This window comes from Pseudomonas sp. Q1-7, assembly GCF_028010285.1.
Lineage (GTDB): Bacteria > Pseudomonadota > Gammaproteobacteria > Pseudomonadales > Pseudomonadaceae > Metapseudomonas.
The window spans coordinates 5,280,573-5,294,392 of the sequence record NZ_CP116304.1 but is presented as its reverse complement, the minus strand read 5'-3'; the positions used below and the strand labels follow the sequence as shown (position 1 = coordinate 5,294,392).

Here is a 13,820-nt window from a genome sequence, read left to right as displayed (position 1 = left end):
ACCGCTTGCAGCTTGCGGCTTGTCGCTTGAGGCTGCCCTTATGAAGATTCTGATCGTAGGACCCTCCTGGGTCGGCGACATGGTGATGGCGCAGACGCTGTTCCAGTGCCTGAAAGCCCGCCATCCCGACTGCGAGATCGACGTCCTGGCTCCCGAGTGGAGCCGGCCCATCCTCGAACGCATGCCGGAAGTCCGTCAGGCGCTGAGTTTCCCCATCGGCCATGGTGTGCTGGACATCGCCACCCGGCGCAAGATCGGCAAGTCCCTGGTGGGGCGATACGACCAGGCCATCCTGTTGCCCAACTCGCTGAAGTCGGCGCTGGTGCCGTGGTTCGCCGACATTCCCGCGCGTACCGGCTGGAAGGGCGAGATGCGTTACGGCTTGCTGAACGACATCCGCATCCTCGACAAGGCGCGCTATCCGCTGATGATCGAGCGTTTCATGGCGCTGGCCTTCGAGCCCGGCGCCGAGCTGCCCAAGCCCTATCCGCGCCCCGCGCTGCGGATCGACCCGGCCAGTCGCGACGCGGCCCTGGCGAAGTTCGGCCTGGGGCTGGACCGGCCCGTCCTGGCACTTTGTCCGGGCGCCGAGTTCGGCGAGGCCAAGCGTTGGCCCGCCGAGCATTACGCCAAGGTCGCGGAGATCAAGATCCGCGCGGGCTGGCAGGTCTGGCTGTTCGGCTCGAAGAATGACCATCCCGGCGGCGAGGACATCCGCATGCGGCTGATTCCCGGCCTGCGCGAGGAAATCGTCAATCTCGCCGGCGAAACCAGCCTGGCTGAAGCCATCGACCTGCTGTCCTGCGCCAGCGCCGTGGTTTCCAACGACTCCGGCCTGATGCACGTGGCGGCGGCCCTGGCCCGCCCGCTGGTGGCAGTCTATGGCTCCACCTCGCCGCAATTCACCCCACCCCTGGCCGAGCAGGTGGAAATCGTTCGCCTGGGCCTGGAATGCAGCCCCTGCTTCGAACGCACCTGCCGCTTCGGCCACTACAACTGCCTGCGCGAGCTCAAGCCGCGCCCGGTGATCGAGGCCCTGGACCGCCTGGTGCCGGACCCGCTGGAACTGGTGGAGAATCACTGAGTGCGGGTACTGCTGATCAAGACCTCTTCCCTTGGCGATGTCATCCACACCCTGCCGGCGCTGACCGATGCCGCGCGGGCGATTCCCGGTATCCAGTTCGACTGGGTGGTGGAGGAAGGCTTCGCCGAGATTCCGGCCTGGCATCCGGCGGTGGCGCAGGTCATCCCGGTGGCTATCCGCCGCTGGCGCAAGAACCTCTGGCAGACCCTCCGCAGCGGCGAGTGGCGCCGTTTCAAGCGCCGCCTGCGGGAAGCGCGCTACGACCTGGTGATCGATGCCCAGGGCTTGCTGAAGAGCGCACTGCTGACCCGTTACACCCAGGCGCCGGTGGTCGGCCTGGATCGTGATTCGGCTCGCGAGCCGCTGGCCAGCCGCTTCTACGACCGTCGTTATCCGGTCGTCTGGGGGCAGCATGCCGTGGAGCGCGTGCGCCAACTGTTCGCCCAGGCCCTGGACTATCGCGTTCCCGAAGGCGTTGGCCACTATGGCCTGAATCGTGCCCAGCTGGCCGGTGCCGAACGCGGCGCGCCCTACCTGCTGTTCCTGCATGGCACCACCTGGGACACCAAGCACTGGCCGGAAAGGTACTGGCGCGAACTCGCCGAGCGCGCCTGCGAGCATGGCTGGAACGTGCGCCTGCCCTGGGGAAACGCGAGCGAGAAAGCGCGGGCCGAGCGTATCGCCGAAGGCCTGGACAAGGCCGCGGTACTTCCCAGGCTGTCTCTGGCGGGGATGGCCAAGGTGGTGGCCGGCGCCCGCGCCTGCGTGGCGGTGGATACTGGCCTCGGCCACCTGGCCGCTGCGCTGGATGTGCCCACCCTGTCGCTCTACGGTCCGACCAATCCGGGCTTTACCGGCGCCTACGGGCGCTCGCAGATTCACCTGGGCAGCGACTTCCCCTGCGCGCCCTGCCTGAAGAAGACCTGCGCCTACAAGCCGACGGCGGAGGATCGCCGCCTGTTCGACCTGGATCGTGAACAGCCGCTATGTTTCACCCGGCTGAATCCGCAGCGGGTGGCGACCCAACTGGAAGCCCTGCTGCTGACCGAGGATATCCACTGATGCAACTGGCATTCGTGCTCTACAAGTACTTCCCCTTCGGTGGCCTGCAGCGCGACTTCATGCGCATCGCCCTGGAGTGCCAGCGCCGTGGGCATGCCATCCGCGTCTACACCATGATCTGGGAAGGCGATATCCCGGATGGTTTCGAAGTCCTGATCGCGCCGGTCAAGGCGCTGTTCAACCACAAGCGCAACGAGAAGTTCACCGCCTGGGTCGAGGCCGACCTGACGCGCCGTCCGGTGGACCGGGTGATCGGCTTCAACAAGATGCCCGGCCTTGACGTCTACTACGCCGCCGACCCCTGTTTCGAGGACAAGGCGCAGACCCTGCGCAATGGCCTCTACCGCCGCTGGGGCCGCTACAAGCATTTCTCCGACTACGAGCGGGCGGTGTTCGCCCCCGAGTCGAAGACCGACGTGCTGATGATCTCCGAGGTGCAGCAGCCGCTGTTCGTCAAGCACTACGCGACCCCGGCCGCGCGCTTCCACCTGCTGCCGCCGGGCATCGCCGCCGACCGTCGCGCGCCGGCCAACGCCGCTGAAGTCCGAGCCGAGTTTCGTCGCGAGTTCCAACTGGCCGATGACGACCTGCTGCTGGTGCAGATCGGCTCCGGCTTCAAGACCAAGGGCCTGGACCGCAGCCTCAAGGCCGTGGCCGCGCTGCCCCGCGAATTGAAGAAGCGTACCCGCCTGATCGTCATCGGCCAGGACGATCCCAAGCCCTTTTTGTTACAGATGAAGGCCCTGGGTATTTCCGACCGGGTGGACATCCTCAAGGGGCGCAGCGATATCCCGCGTTTTCTGCTGGGTGCCGACCTGTTGATCCATCCGGCCTACAACGAGAACACCGGCACCGTCCTGCTGGAGGCGCTGGTGGCGGGCCTGCCGGTGCTGGTCACCGACGTCTGCGGCTACGCCCACTACATCGCCGAGGCCGACAGTGGTCGCGTGGTGCCGAGCCCCTTCGACCAGGAACAGCTCAACCGCATGCTCGCCGACATGCTCGCCGACCCGGCCGGCCGCGCCCGCTGGAGCACCAGCGGCCTGACCTTCGCCGACTCGGCGGACCTGTACAGCATGCCGCAGCACGCGGCCGACGTGATTCTCGCGGAGCGCCCATGAAACTCGTCCTGAGGGAACCCTTCGAGCGCCTCTGGGCCGGGCGTGACGCCTTCGCCGAGGTGGAGGCGCTGCAGGGCCTGGTCTATCGCGAACTGGAAGGTCGCCGCACCCTGCGCACGGAAGTGGAAGGCCGGGGCTACTTCGTCAAGATCCACCGGGGTATTGGCTGGGGGGAGATCGTCAAGAACCTGCTCACGGCCAAGGCGCCGGTGCTCGGCGCCGGTCAGGAGTGGATCGCCATCCAGCGTCTGCACGAGGCTGGGGTGCCGACCATGACCGCGGTCGCCTTCGGCGAGCGCGGCAGCAACCCCGCGCGCCAGCATTCCTTCATCGTTACCGAGGAGCTGGCGCCCACCATCAGCCTCGAAGACTTCTGCGTCGACTGGCCGCACAATCCGCCGCCGGTGCGCCTGAAATGGGCGCTGATCGAAGAAGTGGCGCGGATGACCGGCACCATGCACCGGGCCGGGGTCAATCACCGCGACTGTTACATCTGCCACTTCCTGCTGCACACCGCGCGGCCGGTGACCGCCGATGACTTCGCATTGTCGCTGATCGACCTGCACCGGGCGCAGACCCGTGAGCGCACGCCGCAGCGCTGGCGCGACAAGGATCTGGCGGGGCTGTACTTCTCGGCGCTGAACATCGGCCTGACCCGGCGCGACAAACTGCGCTTCCTCAAGGCCTATTTCCGCCAGCCGTTGCGCCAGGTCCTGCGGGATGAGATCGGCCTGCTGGCCTGGCTGGAACAGAAGGCCGCGCGGCTGCTCTCGCGCTACGAGCGCAAGTACGCCGAGGGAGGAGAGGCGTGAGCCAATGGAAACTGGCCGAGGGGCTGGATGCCGAAACCGCCGAGTGCTTCGGCGACCTCGACAGGGTGTTTGCCCTGGAAGGCGACTGGATTACCGGTGACCCGCTGTCCGAAGTGCTGCGCGTGGAGCAGCGCGGGGTGCGCTACTACGTCAAACGCTACTGGGGGGCGGGCAAGGGCCTGCGCCGCTGGTTCGGCCGGCCGCGGGTCAAGGCCGAGTGGCAGAACTTGCGCCACTTCGCCAAGTGGGGGATTCCCACTGCACCGGTGGTGGGCTGGGGGCAAGAGCGTCGTGCCGGCGCCTTCCAGCGTGGCGCACTGATCACCCGTGAGCTGGCGGGTACGGTCGACCTGGCGGAGTTGGCCCGGCAGGGCGACCCGCGCCTGGACGATCCGCGCTGGGTCGATCGGGTCAGTCGGCAGCTGGCGCGGGCCACCCGCTGCATGCACCGCCACGGTTTTGCCCATAACGACCTGAAATGGCGCAATTTGCTGGTGGACGAGGCGGGCAACCTGTTCCTGATCGATTGCCCGACCGGCACCTTCTGGTGGGGGCCGTTCCTGCATTACCGGATCGTCAAGGACCTGGCTTGCCTGGACAAGGTGGCCAAGTACCATCTCAGCCGCAGCCAGCGCCTGCGCTTCTATCTGCACTATCGGGATAGTGCGCGCCTGCGCGGCAGCGACAAGCGCCAGGTGCGGCAGATCCTCAAGTTCTTCGAGGGACGCGAATGAGCGATTTCATTGCCCCGGCGGATCGCGACATCCTCGCCCGCCACGGACTGGACAGCTTCGACGCGCTGTGGACATTGCGCCTGGCGGCGGTGGACGAGCCCAACACCAATCGTGGTGGCTGGAGCAGTGTGTTCCGCCTGGATCTGGGCGATGCCGCCTACTACCTCAAGCGGCAGAGCAACTTCCTCAGTCGCAGCGTACTGCGACCGTTTGGCGAGCCGACCTTCGCCCGCGAATTCCGCAATATCCGACGCTACCAGGCGCTGGGCGTGCCCGCCCTGCAGGCAGCCTTCTTCGGCGCCCGCCAGGTCGACGGCGAACACCGCGCCATCCTGGTGTCCCGTGCCCTGGATGGCTGGCGCGAACTGGCCGGCTGGCTGGACCTCTGGCGCGGGATGGCCGCCGAACAGCGCTCGGCGATCCTCGCGGCGGTGGCCGGTCTGGCGCGACGCCTCCATCACGCCGGGCAGGTGCATGGCTGCTTCTATCCCAAGCACGTTTTCCTGCGGGACACCCAGACCGGCTTCGAGGCCTGCCTGATCGACCTGGAGAAAACCCGTCCGCTGCTGCTGGGCCGGCGTGACCGGGTCAAGGACCTGGAGGCCCTGGTGCGCCGGGCGGATGCCTGGGGTGTGTCCGAGGTGCGCGAGCTGCTGGCCGGCTATCTGGAGCGCCCGCAGAATTCGGCGGAAGTGGATGACTGGCTGGCGCGCCTCGCCCGTCGCCGTCGTGACAAGGAAGGCCATCGATGACCCTGGCCGAACTGGCTCGTGCAGGGCGGACCCCGTCGCTTCCCTTGCACCTGGATGTGGCCGGGGGGCTGGAGTTGCAGGCGCTGCTGCGGGTGTTGCCCGGCCAGCGCTATGTGGGCGTCGCGCAGTGGCAGGGGCGCCCGGTGCTGGCCAAGCTCCTGGTCGGCGGCAAGGCCGAACGGCATTTCCAGCGTGAGCTCGCGGGGACGCGCGCCCTGCACGGACAAGGCATCGACACCCCCGCGCTGCTGGCCGAAGGGTATCAGGCGGGGCAGGGTGGCTGGTTGCTGTTCGAGTACCTGGAGTCGGCGGAAAGCCTCTGGGATGCCTGGCGCCAGGTGGAGCGCGACGCGCCCTTGTCCGATGGCCAGCAGGCGGTACTGGGCGAGGCCCTCGGTGCCATCGCCCGCTTGCACCTGGCCGGTCTTGCCCAGGAAGACCTGCATCTGGACAACCTGCTGCGCCATGGCGGCACGCTGCATGTGATCGATGGCGGCGGCATCCGCGCCGAGGCCCCGGGTACACCGCTGGCGCGGGACAAGGTCCTGGCCAACCTGGGCATCTTCTTCGCCCAACTGCCGGCGGAACTGGCCCCCTTCCTGGAAGAACTGCTGGTGCATTACCTGCTGGTCAACGGCGAGCATGCCCTGCCGCTGGAGGCCCTGGAGAAGGAAATCGCCCGGGTGCGGCGCTGGCGCCTCGGCGACTACATGAAGAAGATCGGTCGCGACTGCAGCCTGTTCAGCGTGTGGCGGGGCGCATTCGGCCTGCGCGCGGTGCGTCGCGAGGCCGAACCGGGCCTGGACGCGCTGTTGCGGGCCCCGGACGCCGCCCTGGCACAGGGACGTTCGCTGAAGGCGGGCGCCACCGCCACGGTGGCCGAGGTCCGGGTCGAAGGGCGCACACTGCTGGTCAAGCGCTACAACATCAAGGGCCTGTTGCACTGGCTGACGCGCTTCTGGCGGCCAAGCCGCGCCTGGCACAGCTGGCGCGAGGGCAACCGCCTGGACTTCCTCGGCATCGCCACGCCCCGGCCGCTGGCGGTGCTCGAACGGCGTTTCCTCTGGCTGCGTGGCCGTGCCTACCTGATTACCGAATATCTCTCCGGGCAAGATATAATCGCCCGTTTTCGACCCTATCTGGACGATCCGGATGGGGCTGGTGCTCCACCCGAAGCCGAACTGCACGCCCTCGACCGCCTGTTCGCCGCGCTGATCCGCGAGCGCATCAGCCATGGCGATTTCAAGGGTTACAACCTGTTCTGGCAGGACGACCGCTGGACCCTGATCGACCTCGATGCCGTGTGCCAGCATCGCAGCGATCGCGGTTTCGCCCGGGCCTATGCCCGCGATCGCGCCCGCTTCCTGAGGAACTGGCCGGCCGAATCGGCGTTGCACCAGCTACTGGATAAACGATTACCGCAGGTGCCGGGCACCTGCCCTGAAAGAGGCTAACCCCGTGGCATTGACGATTCTCGGCCTTTCCGGCGCCCTCAGCCATGATCCTTCCGCCGCGCTCTATATCGACGGCAAGCTGATCGCGGCCGCCGAAGAAGAGCGCTTCGTGCGCGACAAGCACGCGAAGAATCGCATGCCCTACGAGTCGGCCAAGTTCTGCCTGGAACAGGCTGGCATCAAACCCTCCGACGTCGACGTGGTGGCCATCCCCTTCGCCCCCATCAGCCTGTTCGGCAAAGCCCGCTGGCACTACGCCAAGCGTTACTGGTATGCCCCGGATCGCGCGCTGGACGCCATCCTCATGGGTAACCGCCGCTACAAGCGCTACCGCAAGAAGATTCTGTGGTGCCTGGAACAACTGGGCTTCGACGCCAAGAAAGTGAAGATCGAGCCGGTGGAGCACCACCTGGCCCACGCTTCCAGCGCCTACCACTGCTCCGGCTTCAAGGAGAAGACCGCGATCCTCGGTATCGACGGCAAGGGTGAGTACGCCACCACTTTCTTCGGCTGGGGTGAGCACGGCAAGATCCACAAGATCAAGGAGTTCTACGACCCGGACTCCCTGGGCGGTCTCTACGGGGCCATCACCGAGTACCTCGGTTTCGAGATGCTCGACGGCGAGTTCAAGGTCATGGGCATGGCGCCCTACGGTGACGCCGCCAAGTACGATTTCTCGCGCCTGGCCAAGTTCGAGAACGGCGAGCTGACCATCAACACCGATTACGCCAACGTCATCGGCTTCCGCCGCCACAAGGAAAACGGCAAGGGCTACTACTTCTCGCCCAAGCTGATCGAGTGGCTGGGGCCGAAACGCCAGGGCGACATCGCCGACGATCCGTACATCCACTATGCGGCCAGCATGCAGGCGCTGTTCGAGAAGCTGGCGCTGGAGATGATGGATTACTACCTGGGCGACATCATCCGCGAGACCGGCAAGATCGTCTTCGCCGGCGGCTGCGCGCTGAACGTCAAGCTGAACCAGAAGATCATCGCCCGCCCGGAAGTGAAGGAGCTGTTCGTCCAGCCCGCCTCCGGCGACGCCGGTACCTCCGTGGGCGCCGCCGCGTACGTTTCGGTCAAGCGCGGCGTGCCGGTGGAGAAGATGGAACACGTCTACCTCGGCCCGGCCTTCTCCAACGAGGATGTGATCGCCGCCTGCGCCCGTCATCCGCAGAAACCGGTATTCAAGCGTATCGAGAACACCCCGCAGCGCATCGCCAGGATCATGGTGGACGGCAACCCGGTGGCCTGGTTCCAGGGGCGCATGGAGTTCGGTCCGCGCGCCCTCGGCGGTCGTTCCATCATCGGTTGCCCGAGCGTCGCCGGGGTGGCCGACCGCATCAACGAGCAGATCAAGTTCCGCGAACGCTGGCGCCCCTTCTGCCCGTCGATGCTGGATACCGTCGCGTCGCAGATGCTCAAGGTCGATCACCCGTCGCCCTTCATGACCTTCACCTTCGAAGTCAACGAAGAGTGGAAGACCCGCGTGGCCGAAGTGGTGCACGAGGACGGCACGTCCCGCGCCCAGGTGCTGGAGCGCCGCCACAACCCGCGCTGGTACGACCTGATGAAGGAGCTGGAGAACCTCACCGGCAACGGCGTTTCCCTGAACACTTCGCTCAACCGTCGCGGCGAACCGATGATCTGCTCGCCCACCGATGCGCTGAACATGTTCTACGGCTCGGACCTGCAGTACCTGATCATGGAAGACATCCTCGTCGTCAAGGAAGGCAAGGACTGGTATGACAATGTCGGCTAAGCCGCTGCTTAGCGTTGTTATCCCCACCTACAACTACGCGGGCGTGCTTCCGCGTGCCGTCGAGTCGGTGCTGGCCCAGGCCACTCCGGAGGTCGAACTCTGGGTGGTGGACGATGGCTCCACCGACGACACCCCGGCGGTTTTCGACACCCTGAGCCAGCGCCATGGCACCGCGTTCCAGGGCGTGCGGCAGGCCAACGCCGGCCCGTCGGCCGCTCGCAACAAGGGCGTGCAACTGGCTCAGGGGCGTTACGTGCTGCTGCTGGACGCGGACGACGAACTGGCCCCCGGCGTGCTGCCCGCCCTCTGCGAACGCTTGCGGCGGCAGCCCGACGTCGGTCTCTGGCTGGCCGGCCACGTGGCGGTCCAGCCCGATGGTCGCGAGCGTGAGCATCCCGCCAGCGCCGTCCCGGGCGACGCCCTCCAGCGCCTGAAGGGTTATCTGCTGGACAAGAGGATCGCCTTGAGCCACGGCGCCTGCGTGTTCCTTCGCGAGCTGTTGCTGGAACGTCCCTATCCCGAACACCTGCGCCACAGTGAAGACATCCCGGTTTTCGCCTATTGCCTGAGCCAGCGCCAGGTGGAAGTCCTCGACCTGATGCTGGCGCGCATCCACAAGCACCCCGGCAGCCTGCGCCACAATGCCGAGGCCGCGCGCAAGGTCGGCCTGGACCTGGTGGACGAGGTTTTCCTCAAGCTCCCGTCCACCCTGCACTCGCTCAAACCCGCCTACCGCGCCCAGCGCTGTCTCTCGCTGTTCCGCACCTGCCTGCTCGCCGGCGACCACGACAGCGCCCGTGGTTATTACCGCGAAGCGCTGCGCACGGATTGGAAGGTGTTGTTCAAACTGTCCTATACCCGCAAGGCCCTGCGCCTGTGGCTGAAGTCCAAGAAGAACCCGGTATGAGCCAGCGCCGTATCAAGGTCCTGCAATTGCAGAACTACTACAACGTCAATGCCTCGGATCTGGCCGAGCAGATCATCCAGGCCCTGCCGACCGACCGCTACCACGTCACCACCGCCTTCCTGCGGGGCCGCCCCGGTCCCGGTGAGCCGGTGAGCAAGGCCGAGCGCTCGATTTATTTCGGCTACAGCAAGTCGGCGGTCAGTGGTCTGCGCCTGCGCGCCCTCTGGGCCCTCTACAAGCATTGCCGCGCCGAAGGCTACGACGCAGTGATTACCCATCGCTTCAAGCCGGTGAACATGCTGATGCTGCTCAACCGTTGGCTGGGTATCCGCGCCTGCATTGGCGTCGCCCATGGCTTTGGCGAGTACGACCGCGCCTTCCGCTGCTGGGTGGCCCGTCAGTTGGTCACCCCGGCCTGGCGCCTGGTGGGCGTTTCTCGTGCGGTGCGCGACTATCTGATCGGTGCCGACGCCGGCTTCACCCCAGCCAATACCCGGCAGATCAACAATGCCATCGACATCGCCCGTGCCGAAGGCCTGCAACATCCGCGCGACAAGGCGCGCGAGATGCTGGGTCTGCCGGCCGAGGCTTTCGTGTTCGGTGCCATTGGCCGTCTGGTTCCGGTCAAGGGGCATATCCATCTGCTGCGCGCCTTTGCCGAGGTGAAAGACAGCCATCCCGGTGCGCTGCTGGCGATCATCGGCGAGGGCCGGGCCCGTCCCGAGCTGGAGGCCGCCATCCAGGAACTGGGGCTGCAGGGGCGCGCCCTGTTGCTGGGCGCCAGGGACGATGCGTTGCAGTACGTGCGTGGCTTCGACGCCTTCGTCATGCCGTCCCTCAGTGAAGGGCTGCCCCTGGCGTTGCTGGAGGGCATGAGCGGCCACCTGCCGGTGATCGGCTCGGATATTCCCAGCCTCAAGCCGATTCTCGAAGACTGCGGCGGCCGCATCTTCCCGGTCGGCCAGCCCGCCGCCTTGGCCGGACACCTGCGCGAGCTGCTGGCGCTGTCAGCCACCGAGCGCGCCGCGGAAGGGGAGCGTGCCTACCAGTACCTTTGCCGGGCCCATTCGATCGAGGATTTCCGTCGCCAGTACCGTGAGTTGCTGATGGAGTTGCTGGAAGAGAGCCGCCATGACTGATTCGAAGGATCTGCCGCTGGTCAGCGTGATCATTTCCTCCTACAACCACGCCGACTACATCGAAGCCTGCATCGAGAGCGTGATCGCCCAGACTTACCCGAACGTGGAGCTGCTGGTGGTGGATGACGGCTCCCGGGACGACAGCGTTGCGCGTATCCGCCGACTGCAGGAAGTCCACGGTTTCGATTTTCGCGCGCAGGAGAACAAGGGGCTGTCCCGCACCCTCAATGAAACCATCGCCCGCTCGAAGGGCAGCCTGATCGCGCCGTTCGGTTCCGACGACATCATGCGTCCCGAGCGCCTGGCCCTGCAGGTCGCCCACATGCTGGACAAGCCGGAGGTGGGCATTTGCGCCGGCAACGTCGAAACCATCGACGAGACGGGGCGTGTGCGTCCCAAGCAGAAGCCGCGGCCGGCGCGCCGTCTGGGGTTCGACGACATCTTCCTCGGCCGGCAGCCCGGAGCGCCGGCGCCGACCATGCTGTTCCGTCGCGATGCCGTCGAAGCGGTGGGGGGATACGATCCCGACATTCGCCTCGAAGACCTGCTGATGAAGCTGAAGATCACCCGTGCGGGCTACGTGATCGACGTGATGGATGAGGTGCTGGCGCAGTACCGGACCCACGAGCACAACACCTACAAGAACCTGCGCTTCATGATCGACAACGTGATGAAGACTTACGCCATCTTCCGGGACCATCCGGCCTATGACGAAGTCTGCGCGCGCTTCATCAATTCCATGCTCATGAAGTGTGCCCGGGACGACAAGCCGCTGGCGCGCGAACTGTTTTCCCAGTTGCCCTGGCGTTACTGGAACCGCAAGACACTGCGCGCCGTCGGCCGTTTCCTTCTTCCGGCCCACCCACCGCGCCGCTGAATCAGGCTGGCAGCGGTCCCAGGACCTTCGCCGGCACGCCGCCGGCGATCACGTCCGCCGGAATGTCCCGGCTCACCACCGAGCCATTGGCAATGACGCTGTTGTCGCCGATGGTGGCGGCTAGGCTCGAGGTGAATGCCGAAGGGCGTTGGCGAAGGGTGTATCGGAGGGGCAGGGGTGTCGTCTGCTGCCGGTTTGCGCGGTTTCACGGGGATTTCGATGGGGCTTGCGGCAAGTCGTTGGGGCACTGGGCTCGGATGGCTTGTGCCAGGGCCCCCGCGGCTGCCGCTCCAGCACGGCTTGTGTAGCCCCGGAGCAGATCCTCAATATGCTGGACTGCCAGCCACTGGGCGTCCTGCTGATAGCGCAGCATGTGGCGCACATTGCGCTTGCGCTTCCACAGTGGCAACGGCCGCCCGCTGATTTGCATGTCGGACAGGTCGATCAGCGCGAGCAGGCCATCCGGCAACTGCAGCACATTGCCCAGGTGCACGGAGCGGAAATAGATGCCCAGGTCGTGCAGATCGCCCAGGAACCTACCGAACTTCTCCACCTCTTGCGCGAGTTCCGCCGCAGGCAATTGTTGCCACAGATTGCGCAGCGTATCGCCGGGCAGGGGCTGATAGCGCACGCCGTTGAGCTGGCGCTCGGGGACGCTGAAGGTGTCCAGTACGTCGGGCGCGCGGATGCCCAGTCGGTTCAGGCGCGCGGCATTGTGTGCGAAGCGCGCGGCGGGCGGCTGCCAGAGGGCGGACGACAACAGGCGCTTGCGTCGGTAGAGCTTCAGGAAGCTGCCGTCGCCCAGGCGGGCGACCTTGATGCCGAACCCGTCTTCCTCGATCGTGGTGGAACCCACGAGTAGCTGGGCAAGTGCTTCCTCGGGCAGTGCTTTCATGCACGCTCCTTCAGCCGTTGCAGGATGGACAAGGCCACCACGACGGACAACGGCAGCCAGGTCAGGAACCAGTTTTCATTGGGTCTGGACAGGAAGTTGCTGCCTTCCGTCAGGCCGGCCGCGAGCCCGTAGATCAGCAGGCAGGAGGCCAGTTTCATCGCAGGGTGGTTTCCGGATCGCAGGCACTGGCCCAGCGCCAATCCGTACATCAGCAGCCACAGCGCCAGGCCAACCAGGCCTAGCTCCAGCAGTACGGCCAGTTCTACATTGTGCGGGTCCGACCAAATCATGTCGACGCCGGGCACGAGAAACTGGAACTCACTGCCATAACCGCGCCCGAGCCACAGGTGGTCGCTTACCTGGCTCAGGGCGGCTTGCCAGATCTGCGGGCGCAAGGAAAGTCCACGTTGCAGGATCGCATCAGGCAGCAGCGTGGCAAGCGCCACGCCTGCCAGGCCCAGCAAGGCGACGATGGTCAGGCTGCGGCGCCCCTTGGCAAGCAGTGCGAGCCAGACGGCGCTGACCAGGATCGCCATCAGCGGCGTGCGTGAACCGGTTGCGAGGGTGGCGGCAATCAGCGGCACAAGTGCCAGCAGCGGCAGCCAGGTCACACGCTCCTGGTGGGTCGCCCAGGCCGCGAGCCAATACGTACAGAAAAAGCCCAGCAGATGCGAGGTCAACAGGGGGTTCATCAGGCCGCCGGTACCGGCTAGGCGACCATCTGTCGGTGGCTGGAGGGCGAACTGGGCGAGGTTGACGACTGCCGCGACGGCGGCGATCAGTCCGGCCATCCTCAGGACGACGAGCAGCAACCGTTCTTCCTGCAGGGCGATCACCGAGCAACCCACGAACAGCATGAACACGTACAGTGGGCGCTTGGCCAGAGACCCCGGGTTGTCGGTGGATGCCGTCCAGGCCAGGCTCAGCAGGAGCCAGGCCGAGAACAGCAGGAATGCCTGAACCACCGGGTTGCGCAGTATCTGGCCGAGGATCGCGGGGCGCATGAGGGCGGCGATGAGCGCTGGCAGGACGATCAGGGCGTAGAACGACTTGCTGTAGTGGCTGCGTTCGAGCACCCAGAACAGGCCGGTGAGAAGGACCAGATAACCGACCGGGAGCCAGCGACGTCCAATGAAGTCGTAGATATGTGCCGAAGTGGAAACGGGCATTACCATGGGGTTCACGTTGGGAGTGTCCCTTCCTCTGAGAATCGCGCAGTTT

At 66.0% G+C, this 13,820-nt stretch carries 13 protein-coding genes; 11 read left to right on the top strand and 2 right to left on the bottom strand.

The annotated features are described in order from the left end of the window. Positions 1-40: 40 nt before the first annotated feature. Genes waaF through PJW05_RS24420 form a run of 11 tightly spaced genes read left to right on the top strand, consistent with a single transcriptional unit; the run spans position 41 to position 11,704 of the window. Positions 41-1,084, top strand: coding sequence for a lipopolysaccharide heptosyltransferase II (waaF, locus tag PJW05_RS24470; RefSeq protein ID WP_271409515.1), 1,044 nt, complete (start codon positions 41-43; stop codon positions 1,082-1,084). Further along, positions 1,085-2,146 (top strand): lipopolysaccharide heptosyltransferase I, encoded by a 1,062-nt coding sequence (waaC, locus tag PJW05_RS24465; RefSeq protein WP_271409514.1) that lies wholly within the window; start codon positions 1,085-1,087, stop codon positions 2,144-2,146. Continuing rightward, positions 2,146-3,267 carry a glycosyltransferase family 4 protein gene (locus PJW05_RS24460; RefSeq protein ID WP_271409513.1) on the top strand — a complete coding sequence of 374 codons (1,122 nt, stop codon included), beginning with the start codon at positions 2,146-2,148 and terminating at the stop codon, positions 3,265-3,267. Before waaC ends, PJW05_RS24460 begins: the two co-directional genes overlap by 1 nt. Further along, positions 3,264-4,079 (top strand): lipopolysaccharide core heptose(I) kinase RfaP, encoded by an 816-nt coding sequence (rfaP, locus tag PJW05_RS24455; RefSeq protein ID WP_271409512.1) that lies wholly within the window; start codon positions 3,264-3,266, stop codon positions 4,077-4,079. The genes PJW05_RS24460 and rfaP overlap by 4 nt, the downstream gene beginning before the upstream one ends. After that, the gene (locus PJW05_RS24450) at positions 4,076-4,813 is read left to right on the top strand and encodes a lipopolysaccharide kinase InaA family protein (RefSeq protein ID WP_271409511.1); all 738 of its coding nucleotides are present in this window, start codon (positions 4,076-4,078) and stop codon (positions 4,811-4,813) included. The genes rfaP and PJW05_RS24450 overlap by 4 nt, the downstream gene beginning before the upstream one ends. Continuing rightward, a complete protein-coding gene (locus PJW05_RS24445) occupies positions 4,810-5,565 on the top strand; it encodes a lipopolysaccharide kinase InaA family protein (RefSeq protein WP_271409510.1) in 756 nt (251 codons plus the stop codon). The genes PJW05_RS24450 and PJW05_RS24445 overlap by 4 nt, the downstream gene beginning before the upstream one ends. Then, positions 5,562-7,019, top strand: coding sequence for a lipopolysaccharide kinase InaA family protein (locus PJW05_RS24440; RefSeq protein ID WP_271409509.1), 1,458 nt, complete (start codon positions 5,562-5,564; stop codon positions 7,017-7,019). Before PJW05_RS24445 ends, PJW05_RS24440 begins: the two co-directional genes overlap by 4 nt. Before the next feature lie 4 nt (positions 7,020-7,023). Then, entirely contained in the window at positions 7,024-8,781 is a 1,758-nt protein-coding gene (locus tag PJW05_RS24435; RefSeq protein WP_271409508.1) for a carbamoyltransferase family protein, read from the top strand. Next, a complete protein-coding gene (locus PJW05_RS24430) occupies positions 8,771-9,688 on the top strand; it encodes a glycosyltransferase family 2 protein (RefSeq protein ID WP_271409507.1) in 918 nt (305 codons plus the stop codon). The genes PJW05_RS24435 and PJW05_RS24430 overlap by 11 nt, the downstream gene beginning before the upstream one ends. After that, positions 9,685-10,827: a glycosyltransferase gene (locus PJW05_RS24425; protein ID WP_271409506.1), complete on the top strand. Its 1,143-nt coding sequence runs from the start codon at positions 9,685-9,687 to the stop codon at positions 10,825-10,827. The genes PJW05_RS24430 and PJW05_RS24425 overlap by 4 nt, the downstream gene beginning before the upstream one ends. After that, on the top strand, positions 10,820-11,704 hold the full coding sequence (locus PJW05_RS24420; RefSeq protein ID WP_271409505.1) for a glycosyltransferase: 885 nt from the start codon (positions 10,820-10,822) through the stop codon (positions 11,702-11,704). Before PJW05_RS24425 ends, PJW05_RS24420 begins: the two co-directional genes overlap by 8 nt. 205 nt (positions 11,705-11,909) lie before the next feature. Here PJW05_RS24420 and PJW05_RS24415 read toward each other — a convergent pair whose 3' ends face one another. Both PJW05_RS24415 and PJW05_RS24410 read right to left on the bottom strand, forming a co-directional pair. Next, positions 11,910-12,599: a polymerase gene (locus tag PJW05_RS24415; protein WP_271409504.1), complete on the bottom strand. Its 690-nt coding sequence runs from the start codon at positions 12,597-12,599 to the stop codon at positions 11,910-11,912. Continuing rightward, positions 12,596-13,774 (bottom strand): O-antigen ligase family protein, encoded by a 1,179-nt coding sequence (locus PJW05_RS24410; RefSeq protein ID WP_271409503.1) that lies wholly within the window; start codon positions 13,772-13,774, stop codon positions 12,596-12,598. The genes PJW05_RS24415 and PJW05_RS24410 overlap by 4 nt, the downstream gene beginning before the upstream one ends. Positions 13,775-13,820: the final 46 nt, after the last annotated feature.